The organism is Rhodococcus sp. NPDC019050, from assembly GCF_055664235.1.
This window is the reverse complement of sequence record NZ_JBVOON010000007.1, coordinates 75,113-93,268: the sequence shown is the minus strand read 5'-3', so window position 1 is coordinate 93,268 and position 18,156 is coordinate 75,113. Positions and strand designations below refer to the sequence as shown.

The 18,156-nt window shown below is 65.9% G+C and carries 22 protein-coding genes and 1 pseudogene; 7 read left to right on the top strand and 16 right to left on the bottom strand.

Features of this window, described 5'->3' with window-relative positions:
- Positions 1–39 precede the first annotated feature (39 nt).
- A complete protein-coding gene (locus AC0B44_RS10285) occupies positions 40–486 on the top strand; it encodes a nitroreductase/quinone reductase family protein (protein ID WP_169622848.1) in 447 nt (148 codons plus the stop codon).
- A 40-nt stretch (positions 487–526) separates the two neighbouring features.
- Here the strand turns inward: AC0B44_RS10285 and AC0B44_RS10280 are convergent, their stop codons facing one another.
- The 5 genes from AC0B44_RS10280 to AC0B44_RS10260 all read right to left on the bottom strand — a co-directional run bounded on the left by AC0B44_RS10280 (position 527) and on the right by AC0B44_RS10260 (position 4,358).
- The gene (locus AC0B44_RS10280) at positions 527–1,822 is read right to left on the bottom strand and encodes a lipase family protein (RefSeq protein ID WP_471902792.1); all 1,296 of its coding nucleotides are present in this window, start codon (positions 1,820–1,822) and stop codon (positions 527–529) included.
- A gap of 83 nt (positions 1,823–1,905) precedes the next feature.
- A complete protein-coding gene (locus AC0B44_RS10275; protein WP_471902791.1) occupies positions 1,906–2,739 on the bottom strand; it encodes a DNA-3-methyladenine glycosylase family protein in 834 nt (277 codons plus the stop codon).
- 20 nt (positions 2,740–2,759) lie between these two features.
- Positions 2,760–3,347 (bottom strand): methylated-DNA--[protein]-cysteine S-methyltransferase, encoded by a 588-nt coding sequence (locus tag AC0B44_RS10270; RefSeq protein WP_471902790.1) that lies wholly within the window; start codon positions 3,345–3,347, stop codon positions 2,760–2,762.
- On the bottom strand, positions 3,344–3,859 hold the full coding sequence (locus tag AC0B44_RS10265) for an RNA polymerase sigma factor (protein WP_471902789.1): 516 nt from the start codon (positions 3,857–3,859) through the stop codon (positions 3,344–3,346). The genes AC0B44_RS10270 and AC0B44_RS10265 overlap by 4 nt, the downstream gene beginning before the upstream one ends.
- Positions 3,846–4,358: a methylated-DNA--[protein]-cysteine S-methyltransferase gene (locus AC0B44_RS10260; protein WP_471902788.1), complete on the bottom strand. Its 513-nt coding sequence runs from the start codon at positions 4,356–4,358 to the stop codon at positions 3,846–3,848. Before AC0B44_RS10260 ends, AC0B44_RS10265 begins: the two co-directional genes overlap by 14 nt.
- A gap of 108 nt (positions 4,359–4,466) precedes the next feature.
- Here AC0B44_RS10260 and AC0B44_RS10255 point away from each other — a divergent pair, with 108 nt between their 5' ends.
- Positions 4,467–5,198, top strand: a complete 732-nt coding sequence (locus AC0B44_RS10255; protein ID WP_471902787.1) for a ribulose 1,5-bisphosphate carboxylase large subunit — start codon at positions 4,467–4,469, stop codon at positions 5,196–5,198.
- A 56-nt stretch (positions 5,199–5,254) separates the two neighbouring features.
- Here the strand turns inward: AC0B44_RS10255 and AC0B44_RS10250 are convergent, their stop codons facing one another.
- From AC0B44_RS10250 to AC0B44_RS10225, 6 genes are all read right to left on the bottom strand, one after another.
- Complete coding sequence (locus tag AC0B44_RS10250) at positions 5,255–5,704, bottom strand: hypothetical protein (protein WP_471902786.1); 450 nt, start codon at positions 5,702–5,704, stop codon at positions 5,255–5,257.
- Between the two features lie 60 nt (positions 5,705–5,764).
- On the bottom strand, positions 5,765–6,502 hold the full coding sequence (locus tag AC0B44_RS10245; protein WP_471902785.1) for an SDR family NAD(P)-dependent oxidoreductase: 738 nt from the start codon (positions 6,500–6,502) through the stop codon (positions 5,765–5,767).
- The gene (locus AC0B44_RS10240; RefSeq protein ID WP_471902784.1) at positions 6,499–7,527 is read right to left on the bottom strand and encodes a phosphotransferase family protein; all 1,029 of its coding nucleotides are present in this window, start codon (positions 7,525–7,527) and stop codon (positions 6,499–6,501) included. Before AC0B44_RS10240 ends, AC0B44_RS10245 begins: the two co-directional genes overlap by 4 nt.
- Positions 7,524–8,741 (bottom strand): acyl-CoA dehydrogenase family protein, encoded by a 1,218-nt coding sequence (locus tag AC0B44_RS10235; protein ID WP_471902783.1) that lies wholly within the window; start codon positions 8,739–8,741, stop codon positions 7,524–7,526. Before AC0B44_RS10235 ends, AC0B44_RS10240 begins: the two co-directional genes overlap by 4 nt.
- A gap of 85 nt (positions 8,742–8,826) precedes the next feature.
- Positions 8,827–9,453, bottom strand: coding sequence for a TetR/AcrR family transcriptional regulator (locus tag AC0B44_RS10230; protein WP_471902782.1), 627 nt, complete (start codon positions 9,451–9,453; stop codon positions 8,827–8,829).
- Positions 9,454–9,503: 50 nt separating this feature from the next.
- Positions 9,504–10,631, bottom strand: a complete 1,128-nt coding sequence (locus AC0B44_RS10225; RefSeq protein WP_471902781.1) for an NDMA-dependent alcohol dehydrogenase — start codon at positions 10,629–10,631, stop codon at positions 9,504–9,506.
- A 151-nt stretch (positions 10,632–10,782) separates the two neighbouring features.
- Between AC0B44_RS10225 and AC0B44_RS10220 the strand changes: the two genes are divergently transcribed.
- The 3 genes from AC0B44_RS10220 to AC0B44_RS10210 all read left to right on the top strand — a co-directional run bounded on the left by AC0B44_RS10220 (position 10,783) and on the right by AC0B44_RS10210 (position 12,657).
- Positions 10,783–11,226 carry an SRPBCC family protein gene (locus AC0B44_RS10220; RefSeq protein ID WP_471902780.1) on the top strand — a complete coding sequence of 148 codons (444 nt, stop codon included), beginning with the start codon at positions 10,783–10,785 and terminating at the stop codon, positions 11,224–11,226.
- 104 nt (positions 11,227–11,330) lie between these two features.
- Positions 11,331–11,993: an enoyl-CoA hydratase/isomerase family protein gene (locus AC0B44_RS10215; RefSeq protein WP_471902779.1), complete on the top strand. Its 663-nt coding sequence runs from the start codon at positions 11,331–11,333 to the stop codon at positions 11,991–11,993.
- A 52-nt stretch (positions 11,994–12,045) separates the two neighbouring features.
- Positions 12,046–12,657: a TetR family transcriptional regulator gene (locus AC0B44_RS10210; protein ID WP_471902778.1), complete on the top strand. Its 612-nt coding sequence runs from the start codon at positions 12,046–12,048 to the stop codon at positions 12,655–12,657.
- Positions 12,658–12,679: 22 nt separating this feature from the next.
- On the opposite strand, the gene hppD is transcribed toward AC0B44_RS10210, so the two are convergent.
- Positions 12,680–13,885 (bottom strand): 4-hydroxyphenylpyruvate dioxygenase, encoded by a 1,206-nt coding sequence (gene hppD, locus AC0B44_RS10205; RefSeq protein WP_471902777.1) that lies wholly within the window; start codon positions 13,883–13,885, stop codon positions 12,680–12,682.
- Positions 13,886–14,067: 182 nt separating this feature from the next.
- Here hppD and AC0B44_RS10200 point away from each other — a divergent pair, with 182 nt between their 5' ends.
- Positions 14,068–14,586, top strand: coding sequence for an Lrp/AsnC family transcriptional regulator (locus AC0B44_RS10200; RefSeq protein WP_471902776.1), 519 nt, complete (start codon positions 14,068–14,070; stop codon positions 14,584–14,586).
- Between the two features lie 45 nt (positions 14,587–14,631).
- Positions 14,632–15,252 (top strand): class I SAM-dependent methyltransferase, encoded by a 621-nt coding sequence (locus AC0B44_RS10195; RefSeq protein ID WP_471902775.1) that lies wholly within the window; start codon positions 14,632–14,634, stop codon positions 15,250–15,252.
- Between the two features lie 3 nt (positions 15,253–15,255).
- On the opposite strand, the pseudogene AC0B44_RS10190 reads toward AC0B44_RS10195, so the two are convergent.
- The 4 genes and pseudogenes from AC0B44_RS10190 to fabG all read right to left on the bottom strand — a co-directional run.
- Positions 15,256–15,476: pseudogene (locus tag AC0B44_RS10190) on the bottom strand (VWA domain-containing protein); the annotation flags it as partial.
- 195 nt (positions 15,477–15,671) lie between these two features.
- Entirely contained in the window at positions 15,672–16,193 is a 522-nt protein-coding gene (locus AC0B44_RS10185) for a polyketide cyclase (protein WP_471902774.1), read from the bottom strand.
- 25 nt (positions 16,194–16,218) lie between these two features.
- Positions 16,219–17,073, bottom strand: coding sequence for an SGNH/GDSL hydrolase family protein (locus AC0B44_RS10180; RefSeq protein ID WP_471902773.1), 855 nt, complete (start codon positions 17,071–17,073; stop codon positions 16,219–16,221).
- 300 nt (positions 17,074–17,373) lie between these two features.
- Positions 17,374–18,132 (bottom strand): 3-oxoacyl-ACP reductase FabG, encoded by a 759-nt coding sequence (fabG, locus tag AC0B44_RS10175; RefSeq protein ID WP_471902772.1) that lies wholly within the window; start codon positions 18,130–18,132, stop codon positions 17,374–17,376.
- Between the last annotated feature and the right edge of the window lie 24 nt (positions 18,133–18,156).

Genomic DNA, 18,156 nt, shown 5'->3' with positions numbered 1-18,156 from the left:
CAGAGAGCACCGCTCTCTGAATGAGAGTGAGGAAACGTCATGGATGCCTCCACCCGCTACATCGGTCCCACCGGACTGGACTCGATCATGAACCGGTTCTTCAACACACTTCCCAAGCTCGGAATCAGCGTCGCGGGCTCTCGCCTGCTTGCAGTGCGCGGCAGGAAAAGCGGCGAATGGCGCACCACCATGGTCAATGTGCTGACCACCTCCGACGGCAGGCGCTACCTCGTCGCCCCGCGCGGCCACACGCAATGGGTGCGCAATCTGCGGGTAGCCGGCACCGGGGAACTTCGCCTCGGGCGTCGCGTCGAAGAATTCAGCGCCTCCGAAGTTGCGGACGCCGACAAGATCCCGGTGCTGCGCGAGTATCTGCAACGGTGGGGCTGGGAAGTCGGGAAATTTTTCGACGGTGTCACCAAAAACTCCAGCGATGACGAGTTGGCGGCTATCGCACCAGGTTTCCCGGTCTTCGCACTCGCCTAGTCGCACGCGGCACGGTCCGGAGGAACCTGAGGCCCTGACATCAGCCTGCGGGCACCGGAACAGGCGCGAGCGAATTTCCGACTCCGATCGAGGCACAGTCGTTTCGGACGTTGTCGCCGGCGAAGCGACTGTTCAGGAACTCGGCCGCCTGCGCCTGGAACGGAACGAATGCCTCCTCGTGGTCGAGGCCGTCGTACTGGGAATAGGCCACCGCGACTCCGCGAGTGCAGTACGTATGGGCAAGCCCTTCGACGTCGCCGGTCACCATGATGGTGTCGCCGATGGGGTCGCTGTGGCCGACAGCCAGGAACATCGGAACGAGCGGAGTACCGGCGGTGCCCATGATGTTGTCGTTGATCGCGATCGCCACTTCACGGACTTCGAGCAGCGACCGATAGGGCGCACGAACCATATCCGCGTCGGTGAGTCCCGGATAGTCGGACGCGAACTCGGCAATGCACCGGTTGGCTACCTCGGCGACAACCTGCTTGCCTCGCGCGGAGAGAAACGCCTCCGTGTCGAGGTCGTACGTCCGTTGGTAGGCGACAACCAGAGCCGGAATCACACCTGCCCACTTGGCACTACCGCTGACGTAGGGCAGGTTGTGTGCGAGATCGACCGGCACGCCGCCGGCGGCAGCGCCGATGATGTTCAGTTCCGGCGCGTAACTCGGTGCCACCTCGGCGCCCCACTGGGTCGGTACCGAACCGCCGGAGTAGCCGATCAGGCCGACAGGCGTCGAATCGGGAAGTGCCAGCAGTTCTTCGGTAGCCCTGATTCCGTCGAGCGCTGCGTACGCCGATTCGCGCCCGACCGTCCACTCCAGTTCCGGCCCTTCGTAATCGGGTGCCACGACGGTGTATCCCGCAGCGACGTACCCGGCGATGACGGCCTGTTCCGCAAGCGACACACCAGCCCTGTCGTTGTTCCCGCTCAACGTATAGGAGGGATCGCACTCGGATCCGAGTGCGTCGTACGCCATGTGGAACGAAATGAGCTTGGCGGGACCAGGTGTGAGCGGCTGCAGCACTGTCGCAACCGTGACGATCGGCTCATCCTGCTGGTCGGTGGTGCGGTAGAGCACCTGCGTGCTGGCGATCGGTGTGGTCACGCCCGGTGCGGCAAACACCGACGGCCTGGAGCGAAGGATCGTGCCAGGAGCGACATCGGCCAGCGGACCGTCGTAGGTGTAGAACGGATCCTGCGAAGGCAGAGGCTCCGGGATCGGCTGTGCCACACTGCTGCCCGCGCCGAGAACCATGGCCGTGACGGCAACTGTCACGCACGCGATACACCGCCACAACAGACCGGACGTGACGCGTGGCTTCGTCGACATGGCGGTCTACACCCCCGTCTCGGGTACTGCTGACGGACTGCTGGCACATTCCGGACTGGTCGAAGAATACGTGCGTTCGGGCGTTACGGGTGCCGATTCAATGTTGCATGCGCCCACAGATGAGCAACCGCGTAGGCACGCCACGGTCGCCACTGTGCCGCGAGCGCAGTCGCTTCGCGTGCGGTGCCGACCTCGAGGGCGCGCCGGAGCACAAGGTCACCGGCGGGGTACGCATCGCGGTCGCCGGTTCGCAGGGCGAGATAGTCGACGGTCCACGGCCCGATTCCGGGCAGCGCGAGCAGATCACGGGAAAAGGACGCCGACGCGGGATCGAGGCCGTCGCATACCGCGCGAGCCAAGACAAGCAGGGTGTTCCCTCGTGACCGTGTGGTGCCTATCGCCGCACGCAATTCCTCCGGGTCGAGGGAAGCGATCCGTTGCGGTGTCGGAGAGCAACGCAATCCACCCGGCGCGTCGTCGCCGAACGCCGCGACGAGGCGCCCCGCGAAAGTGGCTGCTGCCGCGACACTCACCTGTTGCCCGAGGATCGTCTGCACGGCCGTGGTGAACCAGTCGGTACTGCCGAGTACCCGCAGGCCGGGACGGGCGCGCACCAGTGGAGCAAGAACAGGATCTGTGGAAAGCGCAGCATCGACGACGACCGGGTCGGTGTCGAGGTCGAGCCAACGGCGCACGATCGATTCGACATCCGCGACATCGGCTCGGTGCGGCGCATCGATCCGGACCACCACGTATCCGGTGTCGGCGCGGAGTGTCACGGCCACCGTCGCAGTGCCGTGCGCGGTGCGCAGCGCAACACAGTGACTCCCGGTGGCCGCATCGTGACGCTCGTGCCCCGGAACCGCATGTCTCCGCAAGGTGGCAACGAGTGGACCCACCGAAAACGGCAGCGTCATCGCCAGCCGGGTAGTGGTGATCACGCGGCGGCTTCGAGCCGGAGCAGGATCTGCTTGGCTTCTACGCCGCCCACGTACTGCCCGAGCCCTCCGTCGGTGCGGACAACCCGATGACACGGGAGAACCACCGGCAAGGGGTTTTTCGCGCAGGCCGTCCCTACCGCACGCACCGCCCGAGGGCTTCCTGCCGATGCGGCAACCTCCGCATAGCTGGCGGTGCGTCCGTAATCGATGTCGTCGAGTCGCGAGATCACCTCCCGCCGAAAGCCCTTCGCGAGGCGGAAGTCGAGAGGGAGATCGAACGCTGTACGAGTGCCGTCGAAGTATTCGCCGAGCTGACGTACCGCATCGTCGAGGCGGGCGGGTGCGTCGAGAATGCGCGGGCCGATCCGACGGGCCAACTCGTCGAGCACGACATCCTCGCCGTCCGCGACGAATGCCACCTTCACGAGCCCCACCGTGGTGGACGCCAACAGCAACGGACCCACCGGCGTATCGACAACGCGGTACGCGACATCCAGCAACCCCGCAGCTTCCGCGTCGACGACGAGTCTGTCGTGCAACCAGGCCAGGTCGGAGGTCGACACCGACGGAATAGGAAAGTTCATGAGCGGCTTCCTGTTTCGGCGTGGTAGTAGCGTCGTAATGCCTCCCGGCCGTCGGCGGCAGCCCTTCGGGCCGCATCGGCGCTGTTCCCGAGAATCACGCCGATCTCGGCGTACGGCAACCCACCCACGTAGTGATACACCAGCGCTGCCCGCTGCGTGAACGGCAGCGCAGCAACCGCTGACCACAATTGGTCGTCACCTGTTCCCGGCAACCCTACCGTCGCGGGGCGCTCGGGCACGGTCTCCGTCGGTACGGGTGTACGACCCCGCAACCTGTGCACGTCGATCGCCTTGCGATGGGCGATGGTGACGAGCCAGGCTTCGATATTGCTGCCCGGCCGCAGGTCGGGATACGCGCGCAACGCCGCAAGGAAGGTCTCGGACCACGCGTCGTCCGCGTCGGTCGCGCCCAGCAGAGCCCGGCACACCCGCAAGACGGTCGGACCGTGGTCGGCAACCACCCGCTCGAAAGGGGGCAGGTGTGTGTGCTCCGTTGCCTCAGACGGGGGCATGAGTTGCCCGCGCCCTCCGAAACGCCGCTTCCCGGTCAAGCAGGAGGCGCTTGCGGTCGATACCCCCGGCATATCCGGTGAGCTTGCCACTGCTCCCGATGACCCGATGGCACGGAACCACGATGCACAGCGGGTTCCGAGCGTTCGCTGCGGCAACCGCGCGGACCGCGGTCGGCCGTCCCACCGCGGCAGCAACGGCGGTGTAGGTGCAGGTGGTGCCGTACTCGATCTCGGTCAACGCCGCCCACACCGTCCGTTGGAAGTCGGTGCCGGCCGGTGCGAGCGGAATGGTGAAGCGGGTGCGCTCACCTGCGAAGTACTCATCCAACTGGGCGCGCGCCGCGTCGAACCCCTCGGTGGTCCGGGGCCCGAATGAGGTGCGGTCGGGGGAAGGACGGTGCTCCACCATGTACAAGCCCGACAGGACACCGTCGGTATTGACCAACGTCAAGTCGCCGATCGGGGTGTCGATCAGGGTGTGCGTGCGCGATGCGGTCACGGGTTCGATCCTTCCATCCGATGCAAGGTCCACATCGGGTAGACGCACGGGACGACCGAAACGTGAGGTTGCCGTCGCGCCGGGGACGTCGTGGTGAAAGATGGCAAGATGATCGCCTTACCCGTTGCCCCTCTCTTCGGCTCCCTTCTCGGTGTCACGCGCACGGTGGTCGAGCGCACAGTCGCCACCGCCACGTTCGCGGTGTCGGTGCCCGCCCGCGCCGAGGCGCTTCTCGACAATGTCGAGTCCCTGATCCGCCGCGTCGAGGCCGTGGTCAGCGATGCCGCTGTGGCGGTCGCTCAGGTCGAGGCGATCATCGCGTCGACGACGTCGGTCGTTGCAGACGTCGATGCGATCGCCGGACAAGCCCAGATCATCGTCGGACAGGTCGGCACCGTCGCCACCCGAGCCGAGACCATCGTCGGAGACGTCGACACCGTCGCCGGACAGGCCCGGACAGTCGTCGGGGAGGTCGCCGTCGTCGCCGGGGATGCCCGGACGATCATCGACTCCGCCGGACGAAGTGCCGACGTCGCCGGCGAATTGCTCGACACGTACGGACCTCTCGCACGACAAGCCGCGCCGCTCGCGTCCCAGTTCGTCGAGGAGTTGTCGCCGGCGGAGGTACACGCGGCGATCGCCATGCTCGACAGGCTTCCCGAACTGGCCGAGCGGATGAACATGATCATGCCGATTCTCGGCACGCTCGACACGGTGTCACCCGAGATCCACGAGTTGCTCTGCGTCGTCAAGGACCTCCGGCAAGCCATCACCGGAGTGCCCGGGTTCAACTTCCTCCGTCGGCGCGGGGAGGAGAAGGAGAACGCGGAGGAGGAGTGACACGCCTGTCGGAGTGCACGACGATCCGGACTGCACGACGCGGACTCCCCGTTCGACTACGGAACGAAGAAGGTCGCAACGCCCGGGGTCGTGAGCCCAGGGCTGGATACGACGAGGACGGCAACCTGCCCGGCCCCGGTCTGCAGCGTGGCCTCGGCAGGGAATCCGTGCAGTCCGTCCGACAGCCGGGCCGAACCTGCCGCACCGGTCGACAGGTTCAGCCAGTTCACGGTGGAGGACAGCGGACAGCCCCACCGGTCCTCCTTACCGCCCGTGATCGTCACCGCTCCGGGTTGTTCGCCGACAACCGCTGCGCAGCGGATCGGGGGTACGTCGAAGCTTCCGTTCGGATTCCCGTACGGCGCCGGGTCGATCTGGAACGGAATGGTCACGCCCGCAGCGGCGACGGCACACTGCGCCAGAGCCGAGCCGACCACAACAGAGGCGAAAACCGCTGACCTGCGAACACGTTTCGTCAGGGACTTCCGGGAGTCGACAGTGGGCATGGCGCTCATCTTGCACCGAATTTTCGATGCGCGTCCGGTTTCCGCTTCGATCCCCGTCGATCAGGCGCTGTACAGGCTCGTTCCCGCACGACTGACCACGAGGCGCGGCAGCACCGCGCGCGACGACAACTTCAGCAGCGCATCGACGAGTTCGACGACATCGGCCACCTCGATCATCTCGTCTGCCGGAATGCGGTCCTTGATCCAATCGGACATGTCGGTGTCGACGTAGCCGGGGGCGATCGCCGACGCCGTCACACCGTTGCCCGATTCCTCTGCGTTGAGGGTCTCCACCAGCGAGATCAGCGCGGCTTTCGTCGCACCGTAGGCCGCGAGTCCGGCTTCGGCATACACGCCTGCGATCGACGCGAGCGCAATCACTTTGGCGCCGCGGCCGGGATCTGCCTCTGCGCCGGACCGCAGCAACGGCAACGCCGCCTGCATCAAGGCGAACGGAGCGTTGAGATTGACGGCTACGGTCTTGTCGAAGCGGCGCGCCGGGAACTCGGCGATGGTTCCGGCGGTGCCGACGCCGGCGTTGAGGATCAGCGCCTTCATCGATCCGAACGCGTCTGCGTGAGCATCGACGATCTGTGCCGGTGCTTCGGGGTCGGCAAGATCGGCCGCGACCGTGCGCACTTCTTTCGCCCCTGCTTCACGGAGTTGTGCCGCAACGTCACCGAGGCGATCTGCGTGACGAGCCGAAATGGTCAGCAAGAAACCACGTTCCGCCAGGCGTGTGGCGACACCGAGCCCGATACCCCGTGTCGCGCCCGTAACCAGTGCGCTCGCGGTCACGATGCCGTTCCCTTCGAAGATTCGAGTCCTGCGGCAACGAGTGCGGGGACGGCGTCGCCCGCACGATCGAAACCGTCGCCGACGGTCGCACCCGCACGCCAGCGGTGGTTGATGCCTTCCGCGATCACGGCCAGCTTGAAATACGCCAGGCCCATGTAGAAATCCCAGTGCGCGATGTCACGCCCCGACGCGACCGCATAGTGCTGCACGAGCTCGTCTGCGGACGGCAACCGGTCGCTCGTCCACGCAGCCGGAAACCCGAGCACCTCGTCGAGCGCGGGATGCCGGTACACGCACATCATGGCGAGGTCGGTCAACGGGTCGCCGAGAGTGGACAGTTCCCAATCCACCACGGCTACAACTCGTCCGGTGTCCTGCGCGGCGAGAATGGTGTTGTCGATGCGGTAGTCGCCGTGCACGATCGAGGCAGCGGGCGATTCCGGGATCGAGTCCGCCAGGGTGGCGTGCAATCGCTCGATGTCCGGCAGTTCGCGGGTTTTGACCCTTCCCCATTGGCCTGCCCACAGCTTCACCTGGCGGGTGACGTAACCGTCGGGGCGGCCGAATCCGCTCAATCCTGCCGCCTCGTAGTCGACGTCGTGGAGAGCAGCGAGGACGCGCACGAGTTCTTCGGTGCAGCGCACCACTTTGCCGTCCGTCAGGGAGTCGAGGTCGTCCTTGCTGCGCACGACTCGTCCGTTCACGTGCTCGACCACGGTGAAGGGTGCGCCCATCACGGAGTCGTCCTCGCACAGTGCGACGGTGCGCGCGACGGGCACCGCGCTGTCCTGCAACGCCGAGGTGATGCGGTATTCGCGGGCCACGTCGTGTGCCGACGGAGTCAACCCCGCGGTGGGCGGGCGACGAAGCACCCAGTGGGACGTACCGTCGAGGATGCCGTAGGTGAGATTCGATTTGCCACCGGAAATCAGTTCCGCGCGGAGTTCACCGTCGACCGGGACTCCGGATTCGCGTAGGAACCGCTCGAGAGCAGCAAGGTCCAGTCCTTTGTGTGCCGTGGTCATTTCGCGACGCCCTCGGCTGCGGTCGCCTTGCGAGCGGCACCGACGGCACGCTTGGCGATAGCCCAGCGATGCACCTCGGACGGACCGTCGTAGACACGGAACGGGCGGATCTCGCGCGAAAGCCTTGCGAGGGGCAGGTCTTCGGAAACCCCGAGGCCGCCGCACATCTGCATCGAGCGGTCGACGATCCGGAAGACGGCCTCGGCGGCAAAGGTCTTGGCGATCGAGGTGGCGTTGGCCGCGTGAGATCCCTGGTCGAGTTCCCAGCACGCCCGGACCAGCAGGGCGCGGGTGGCGGCGATATCGATCTCGTTGTCGGCGACCATCTTCTGGATCATGCCGAGGTCACCGAGTTTCGAGCCGAATCCTTCGCGGTCGGCGACGTAACGAAGTGCCGTGTCGTGACCACGGCGTGCAGCACCGAGCCATCGCATCACGTGCGTCATCCGTGCTGGGCCGAGCCGCACCTGCGCGTACGCGAATCCTTGGTCCACTTCACCGAGCACGGCGGAGTCGGGGACGAACAGGTCGTCGAAGTCGACCTCGCAGTGGCCACCGATCATCGCCTTGTCGAGGGTGTTGATGTGGCGCCCGACCTTCAGTCCGTCGGAATCCGCGGGAGCGAGGAACATGGTGGCACCGCCTCGCTGCCCGGGTTCTCCGGAGGTACGCGCCATGATGATGAAGAATCCGGCGCCGTCCGCTCCGGTGATGAAATGCTTGCGCCCGTTGATCTTCCAGCCGCCGGCGACTTTCTCGGCGCGAGTGGTGAGAGCGTTCGGGTCGGCACCGGCACCGGGCGCCGGTTCGGTCATGGCGAAGGCAGACCGCACGTCGCCGGCCGCGAGCGGCGCGAGGAACCGGCGCTTCTGGTCGTCGTCGGCGATGTGAGCGAGCATGTGCACGTTGCCCTCGTCGGGCGCGGCGATATTCAGCGCGATCGGCCCGAAGAGGGAGTAGCCCGCCGCTTCGAATACCGGCGCGCGGTCGACCATGCCGAGGCCCTGTCCGCCGTACTCGACCGGAGCGTGCGGAGCGAAGATGCCGGCCGCCTTGGCTGCCGCCTGCAACTGCGTGCGCGCAGAGTCGCCGCCGGCCGCCGCGATGTCGCCCCCGTGAGCGTCTTCGACAGGGAGGACTTCATCACGCACGAACGTTTCGGTTCGGGTGACGAGGTCCTGGACGTGCTCCGGGTAGGACAGGTCTACCGACATGCTGACTCCTTCCATACCGACCGATCGATCGCTCGGTGACGGCTGTCACCGTGACACACAGTGTGGCGCGGGGTCAACCCCGGCTCTATCGCGCTCCGACCGTGCTCCGCGCGATGACCAGGTACCGATCGACGATCTCGTCCGGAGTGAGCGGGCCGTCCGGGCGGTACCAACTCGCGACACCGACGCACATCGTCGTCACCGCTCTGCTCGCGTCCTTGGGAAACGGCGTGGTGAACACCCCGGTCGCGACGCCGTCCTCGACGATCTCGTCGATCATGCGCTGCTGTTCGTCGCGCAACGCGACGAAGGCAGCACGACTTGCAGGTTCCATACTGCGCATCTCGGTGGACGCCACGAATGCCTGGTCGCGGCGCACCATGTGGAATCGCAGCAGCGATTCGACGACGGCGTCGAACCTCTCCGACGGTGTCGGCCCCGCCTCGGCGAGCGCCCGTCGACTTCGGTCGAGCAGGTCGTGCATGACCGTGGTGGTGAGCGAGACGAGCAACGCCTGCTTCGACGGATAGTGGTGATACAGACCCGGGACCGACAGTCCGGACCTCGATGCGATCTCTCGGATCGACGTCCCGTCGTATCCCCGTTCGGCGAATGCCTCGAGCGCTGCCGCAAGAGGTTTCGGCAGGGTCGGTGGTCTGTAACGACGCCACGACCCGACGTCGCCGGAGACCGAATCCTCGTGCATGTCCATGGACAACACCGTAGGGGACGGCCCCCGGCGACCACGCCGGACGGGCGAGGTCAGTAGTCGTCGTCGCCGTACAGGATGACGCCGCGCAGGTTCTTGCCGTCGCGCATGTCCGCGTAACCCTGGTTGATGTCCTCGAGCCGGTAGGTGGTGGTGACGAGACCGTCGAGATCGAGTTGCTTGTTGCGATAGAGGTCGAGCAGCTTCGGAATCTGCGCGCGCGGACCGGTACCGCCGAAGATGGCGCCCTGCACCCTCTTCTGGAGCAACGTCAGCTCGAACAGGCTCATCGTCACCTGTGTGTCGGCCGCGTCGCCCATACCCACGACGACCACCTGACCGCCCTTGGCCGTGACCCCGAGAGCGGGCGCGATGATGTCACCGTGAATCTCACCGACGGTGATGATGGTGACGTTTGCCATTGCACCCCAAGTGATCTCGCCGATCACCGGTGCGGCCTCCTCGAGCGACCCGAAGGTGTGCGTCGCACCGAACTCCTTGGCCTTCTGCCGCTTGTACTCGACCGGATCGATCGCGACGACGAATCGGGCACCCGCGTGGGCGGCACCCTGCACGGAGTTGATACCGACGCCGCCGATGCCCACGACGACGACGGTGTCTCCGAGCTTGGTTCCGCCGATCTCCGTCGCCGAGCCCCATCCCGTGGCGACTCCACAGCCGAGCAGCGCGGCCTTGTCGAGCGGAATGTCTTTCTCGATCTTGACGACCGAGGCTTCGTTGACGGTGACGTACGGAGCGAAGGTGCCGAGCAGGCACATCTGCAGCACCGGGTCACCGTTCAGGCTCACGCGGTAACTCTTGTCCGAGATCGCCTGCCCGGTCAGCAGCCCCGCTCCCTCGTCGCAGATGTTCTGCAAGCCCTTGGCGCATGCCCGACAGCGCCCGCATGCGGGGATGAACGCGAGGACGACGTGGTCACCCTCTTCGAGGGTCGTCACACCCGGCCCGACCTTGGTGACGACCCCAGCGCCCTCGTGACCGCCCAGAACCGGGAAGAACGGAAGCGGCGTCGCACCGGTGCGGAGATGCTCGTCCGAGTGGCAGAGGCCGGAGGCGGCGAGCCGGACCTGCACCTCACCTGCCACAGGGTCACCGAGATCGATCTCTTCGATCTCCCACGGGCGGTCGATTCCTTTGATCACTGCCGCTTTCGTCTTCACCGGGACCTCCTGAGCAGGGTAATTGTGATGTGCGTCACGCCGAAGTCAAGCACTGTTGCAGCGTTGAGGCAACGGATTAGGGATTCCCCCTGTCCCGCCGTTGCGGAAAGCCGTACCCTCCGTCGCACTCATCCCTCGAAGGACCGGTGCAATGATTCACCTCCGCCACAGCGCGACCGCCGAAATACCCGTCGACGTCGCCTTCGCCTACGTCGACGACCACCGAACCGTCCCCGACTGGATGTTCGGAATTACGCGATTCGAACCTGTCGGACCGCAGGTCAGCGGACTGGGAGCCGTCTACGACGCCACCATGCGCGTGGGGCCCAAGAACCTCGACTCCCGGGTAGAGGTCGTGGAATGGGAGTTCGGCCGTTCCCTCGTTCTCGAATCGGTAGCAGGAATACGCTCGGCCTCATCGTGGCGCTTCGTCGAAATCGGCGACGGAAGTTCCCGACTCGACGTCGATTTCGCCTATCAACTGCCGGGCGGACTGGCAGGGATGGCATTGGGCAAGCTGATCGAGCCGATCGTGGGCACCGCCATCCGGCAGACCGAGCAGGCCCTCCACAACCGACTCCGCGCACTCTGCTGACTGCGGGCGAACCCTGAACCGGGCGCCGTTTCAGAGCATTCGCTCTGTTACCGTCTGTTCTGCGACCGTCGTTGCGGAAGCTGCCTACGGAAAGGGGTCACCTCATGCCATCGATCACTCGGGAGGGTCCGGTCTGGACTCTCGACTTCGGCGACGGCGAGAACCGCTTCGGCCCCGAGTGGCTCTCCGCCGTCGACAAGTGCCTCGACGAGATCGAAGCCGACGCCGAGCCCGCGGCACTGGTCACGATCGGTTCCGGCAAGTTCTACTCCAACGGCCTGGACCTCGACTGGCTCGGACAGCACCTGGACGAGTACGCCGCGTACGTAGACCGACTACACGCGCTGTTCGCACGCATCCTCACCCTGCCCGTACCGACTGTTGCGGCGCTGAACGGACACGCATTCGGAGGAGGGGCCATTCTCGCGATGGCGCACGACTACCGGATCATGCGGCACGATCGCGGCTACCTGTGCTTCCCGGAAGTCGACATCAACATCCCGTTCACCCCCGGGATGTCCGCGCTCGTCACCAGCAAGCTCCCGCCCCGCACCGCGCTCACCGCGATGACGAGCGGGCATCGCTATCCGGGCCCGCAGGCGCACCAGGACGGTCTCGTCGACGCCACCGCAGACCTCGACAGCCTGCAGTCCGCAGCATCCGACATCGTGCGTCCGCTGGCCGGCAAGGACCGCCGAACCCTCGGCGCGATCAAGCAGACGATGTTCAGCTCGGTGATCGAGTCCCTCCGTCAGCCGATGGGCTGAGCGTCACACTCGCACGCGGGCAGCATCTCGAAAACCGACCGTCAGGGGCACCGTGGGACGACCTCGCCGACACGATCTCGACGAACTGCTCGATCACGCGCGAGAACTGTGGGTTCGGCGAGGCACCTCCGGAGTGACGATCCGGGGTCTCAGCGACGCCGCGGGAGTCTCGAACGGAGCCATCTACAACGCATTCGGTTCGCGGGACGGACTCCTTGCCGCCGTGTGGGCACGTGAGGCGGCGAAGTTCCTCGAGTTCCAACGCCATGCCGCCGAAAACGGCCTGGTCACAGCGGGTTCGACGGAAGCGGTCGTCGCGGCAGCGCTCGCCCCGGCCGCCTATGCGAAAGGCGACGAGCTCGGTGCACATCTGCTTCTCGCAGTGACCCTCGACGACCTCGCCACCCTGGACCTTGCGGAACCCCAGCGCCACGAATTGGCCGGACTGCGTCGCGCTCTCACCTCACTGCTCACGTGGCTCGCCCACGAGCAGTGGGGCAGGGAGGACCACACCGCTGTCACGATGGTCGGATACTGCGTGGTGGACCTACCCGGTGCGCTGTTGCTGGGGCTGGACCGGGTAAGTGATCCGCTGGCGGTGCGCGCGCTCGAACTCGCGGTGCGCGGCATCGTCTCGGAGCCACCCCCTGCTCCCACCCGGTGACGAGCCCGCACCGCGCGCGTCGTCAGAAGTTCCCCCGCGCCTCCTGCTCCCGCTCGATCGCCTCGAACAGCGCCTTGAAGTTGCCCTTGCCGAATCCGGCCGAACCATGCCGCTCGATGAGTTCGAAGAACACCGTCGGGCGGTCTCCCACCGGCTTGGTGAAGATCTGGAGCAGGTAGCCGTCCTCGTCGCGATCGACGAGGACGCCACGGCTTTTCAGCTCATCGACCGGCACACGGACAGCCCCGATCCGTGCGCGCAACTCCGGGTCCTCGTAGTACGCGTCGGGTGTGGGGAGGAATTCGATGCCTTGATCACGCATACGGTCAACTGCGGCGAGGATGTCGCGAGTCGCCAAGGCGAGGTGCTGCGCTCCCGGGCCGCGGTAGAAGTCGAGATACTCGTCGATCTGAGAGCGCTTCTTCGCGACCGCCGGTTCGTTGAGCGGGAACTTCACGCGGTGATTGCCGTTGCACACCACCTTGCTCATCAGTGCCGAGTAGTCGGTGGCGATGTCGTCACCGATGAACTCCGCCATGTTCGTGAAACCCATGACGCGCCGGTAGAAATCGACCCATTCGTCCATCCGGCCGAGTTCGACATTGCCGACCACGTGATCGAGGGCCTCGAACATCCGTGTCGTCGGTCCGCCACGTCGACCGAACGAGGAGGTGCGTTCCACGTATCCGGGCAGATAGATGCCCGAATATCGCGAGCGGTCGACCAGCGTGTGCCGGGTGTCGCCGTACGTCGCGAGGGCGGCGAGGCGAACCGTCCCGTGCTCGTCGGTGACGTCGTGCGGTTCGTCGAGGATCGTCGCACCCTGTGCGCGGGCATGCCGGACGCACGCATCGACATCCGGCACCTGCAGTGCGATGTCGACGACGCCGTCTCCGTGCAACCGATGACGGTCGGCCAGCGGGCTGTCCGGATCGACCGCTCCGTTGATCACGAAGCACACTGCCCCGCTGCGCAATACGTAGGAGTGATGGTCGCTGTTTCCGGTGGTGGGCCCGGAGTACGCCACCAGTTCCATACCGAACGCGGACTGGTAGAAGTGCGCTGCCTGCGTTGCGTTGCCCACCACCCACGACACCGCATCCCAGCCGCTGACGGGGAAGGGATCGTGAGCGCCGTCGTACTCGATCGCCCCGACGAGCCTGCTCGCTTCGTCCCGGTCCGGACGAGAGGTCCGCTCGGTATCGGTGAGGTCCCGTTCGAGAGTCATGGCGATTTCTCCTGCCGCAAGTGCGATGGCGATCTTCCTCGGATATGACCAGGAGAAACCCCGTCGGCGCTGGAGGCAATCTCGTGTCGGCGAACTGGTCGCACAGACTCGAATACCTAGCAACTGGCCCGTTCAGCTATACAATCGGCACAGATTCCGGAACCCGTTGGGAAGGCACGATCATGCGCGAGGTCCTGCAGCTCGACGAGTTGGATTTCGCCCTCCTGGAAGTCCTCCACACCGATCCCAAGATCGGGGTGCTCGAATTGTCGCGGCGACTCCGCGTCGCCCGAGCCACCGGGTCCGCCCGTTTGCGGCGGCTCGAGGACGGTGGCCTGATCGCCGGGTACGAGCCACGACTCGACCTCGCGGCTGCGGGATTCGACGTACAGGCCTTCGTCACGATGGAAATTGCGCAAGGCGCGCTCGCGACGATACGTGAAGCGCTGGAGTTGATTCCGGGCGTGCTGGAAGCGTTCGCCACCACGGGGACCGGCGACATCCTGTGCCGAATCGCTGCCGACTCCCATCAGGGCCTGCAGCAAACGCTCATCGAACTGAACCGGTCGTCGATCATCACGCGTTCGACGAGCGTCATGGTGCTGTCGCAGGTCGTGCCCTTCCGTGTGATGCCGTTGTTGCGCACACTCGAACCCAGCGGGTCCGCGAAGGCACCCGCCTACCGGTCCCAGGACAGGTAGAACGGTGACGAGGCGTGGTCCGCGCCGACTCGACGAAGGGTTGTCATGGGTTTCTACAGAGAGCGCATCCTTCCGCGATTGGTGAATGCTTCCTGTGGATCGTCGCTGACGACAGGGTCGCGTCGCCGCGTCTGCAACGGACTGAACGGCCGGGTCCTCGAGATCGGTTTCGGGTCGGGCCTCAACATCCCGCACTACCCGAACGCAATCCGATCCGTCAGTGCTGTCGAACCCGCCGACCTCGGATGGAAACTCGCGCGATCGCGGATCGCCGCATCGGAGATACCCGTGGCGAGGTCGGGTCTGGACGGGCAGACGCTGCCGTTCGACGACGACACGTTCGACAGCGCGTTGACCACCTGGACGTTGTGCACGATCCCCGACGCCGATGCTGCACTCCGCGAAGTCCGTCGTGTCCTCGCACCGGGAGGTGCGTTGCACTTCGTCGAACACGGTCTTGCTCCCGACGAGAACGTCCGGCGGTGGCAGCACCGACTCGAACCGATCCAGAAAAGGGTCGCCGGAGGTTGTCACCTCACTCGCGATATCCCGAGCCTCGTCCTCGACGCGGGTTTCGAGATCCGGGAACTCGACACCTTCTACGAGGAGGGCACGCCGAAACCACTGGGCGCACTGTCCCTCGGCGTCGCCGTACCGTCCTCGTAAGGCTCAGCCGACGATCCCCGCGCCTTTCGCAGCGGTCAGCCAGTCGGGAAACTCGCTGAGCAACCGCCGGTACAGTTCGGCGTCACTGATCTTCGAGATGTCGTCGACGCTGAAAAAACCCGCATTGTCGACGCGCCGGCCTCCATGGTGTCCAGGCGCTCGAGCACGCCGTAGTTCGCCCGCCCCAAGCCGACGAACTGCCAGAACGCCGGCAGCGTCGACGCCATCGAGCAGATCGTCTTCGACTGGTGCCGTCGACAAAGCCTCCCGATCGCGTTCGTCCTCGCCGGCGGCTACGTCGGATCCCGACTCGATCAGGCCACTTTGGTCGACCTGCACCGACTCACCCTCGCCGAAGCAACCCGGTCCGCAACTTTGGTGGGATAGTTCCCTGTCAGCGGGCACTGACCAACCAAAGATCACTGGGACGGACTGTCTTCGGCCAGCCCTTTGAGGTTCAGCAATTGCCTTCTCGCCATGACCAGATCGCCGAGGGAAACCGCGGGAGCCAGCCAACCCGGCCCGCCCATGACCATCTTCATCAGCAACCGGGTGTGGGACGCCGACGGGACGAGCACATAGGACAGAACGGCACCCATGATCCTGCCGGTGTAGTGCACCTGTGGTTCGACGGCCAGCAATCGTCCTTGGGGAACACCCGCCGTTTTCGTGAAGTGCCCGCCCGGTGCCGGTGGAGGAAGGTCGAGGAGGCGTTGCGGGGAACGACGTCCTCCGTTGTCGATCCAGTCGTAGGCGTACGGCGCCGCCTGAATCTGAGTGACCCATGGCCAGACAGCGGCAGGTGGTGCGTACACGGTGACGCCTCGCCACGCCTCGAGACTCGGAGCGGGAACGAAGTCGTCGCACGGGTATCGACGCGCAACTTCGTCGTCGGTCACTCCCCAGCGGTCGCCGAGCACGCATCCTCCCAACGCAGCCACCCGCATCCGGGCAGGACTTACCCGCCTACCACGTAGCCACCACACGATTCGCCATGTGTTGCATGCCGCCCAACGTGGGATGCAGCGGCGCCGCGAGCGACAGCGACTGCCGGCCCTCGAACCAGCGCTGGTCGGGGGCGGCACAAGCATCGTGCCCGACCGCGCCGCCCGCGACGTCCACGAATTCGGCACCCGTGTTCGCGGCCGCACCGGCGAGGACACGGTTCATCCGGGTGAAGAAGCCCTCGAGCCAGGAAGCGTCGGCGTCGCTCGTGGGGATGTTGGGCCAGCACCCGCGGTTGCCGATGACACCCCCGTGCCCGACGAGCAGCACTCGCGCGCCGGGCGCCTTCTGCCGGATCTTGGTGAGCGTCGCCGTCACCTTCGGGGCGAGTCGGTCGAGCGCCGCCGTCATCCGGGTCACTGTGTCCGGATTGCTGCGGCACTGTGCGTCGCCGCCCGGCAGGTCGGTGAAGCACGTCGAGGCCAGGTCACGCCATCCGACGTCGTTGCCGCCGATGCTGAGGGTCACCAGAGTGGTGTCGGCCGGAAGGAAATCTATCTGTCGCGGTACCTGCCCGGTTTTCGTGTCCTGCGGAATTCTCGTGACGTTGTCGGTGCGGGCACCGGCGCACGACACGTTGGTGAACGACGCTGCGCGAAGCGCGTGCGCCACCCGCGCCGGGTATCCGGCATCGGAGCGTGCGCATCCATTGATCATGGCGGCGGCGTCGAGATACGGTCCCGCAGCGCGCGAATCACCGAGCGCGACATATCGGACACCGGGGTCGACCACCGTGTCGCTCATCGCCGACCCGGGCCACACCATGCTCACCGCGGCAACGGCGGCCACTACGGAGGCACGCACTCCTGCACGCATTCTCATCGGACCCTGCACTGCGAGACAACGACATTCATGCTTCCTCCGATGGAACGCGACAGCTACGGCAGGCATCGACGCGTACCACGGGCCTCCCGCAGTACGCGCCGCGCGTACCTTCACCGTCTGAAATCGGACCGGCCGGCATTGTCGTTACGACTGTACGGAAACCGCCCCGATTCGACCGCTGTTTCACCAGAGCCAGGACGCCGCTCCGGCCGTCGAGTGCGTCCCGATACGACGACAGCGCCGCGACTCCCGAGAGTTTCGGGTGTCGCGGCGCCGTCCGGCACGTGGGGATCAGTCCTTCGGTCCCCCGGCGACGTAGATGACCTGCCCGGAAACGAACCCCGCGCCCTCGGACGCGAGGAACGAGGCGGTGTGTGCGATGTCTTCGGGCTTACCGACGCGCGCGACCGGGATCTGGGTCGCTGCGGCCTTCTTGTAGTCCTCGAACGGCACGCCGACGCGCTCGGCGGTGGCGGCGGTCATCTCGGTCTCGATGAATCCCGGTGCGATCGCGTTGGCGGTCACGCCGAACTTGCCCAGTTCGATGGACAGCGTCTTGGTGAAGCCCTGCATGCCCGCCTTGGCCGCCGAATAGTTGACCTGGCCGCGGTTGCCCTGCGCCGACGTGCTCGACAGGTTGACGATCCGGCCGAACTTGTTGTCGACCATGTACTTCTGGGTGGCCCGGGACATGAGGAATGCTCCGCGCAGGTGCACGGCCATGACGGCGTCCCAGTCCTCGACGGTCATCTTGAACAGGAGGTTGTCGCGGGTGATGCCGGCGTTGTTGATCAGCACGGTGGGCTCGCCGAGTTCGGTGGCAACCTTCTCCACTGCCGCAGCAACCGATTCTTCGTCGGCGACGTTCGCACCTACGGCGAGCGCCTTGCCGCCGGCGGCCTCGATGGCGGAGACCGTGTCGGCGCAGGCATCGGCGTCGAGGTCGAGAACGGCGACCTGAAGTCCGTCCTGGGCGAGGCGCTTGGCGACGGCAGCACCGATACCGCGCGCGGCTCCGGTGACGATGGCGGTGCGAACTGGTGAACTCACTGCAGACCTCCGTGGTGGGAATGG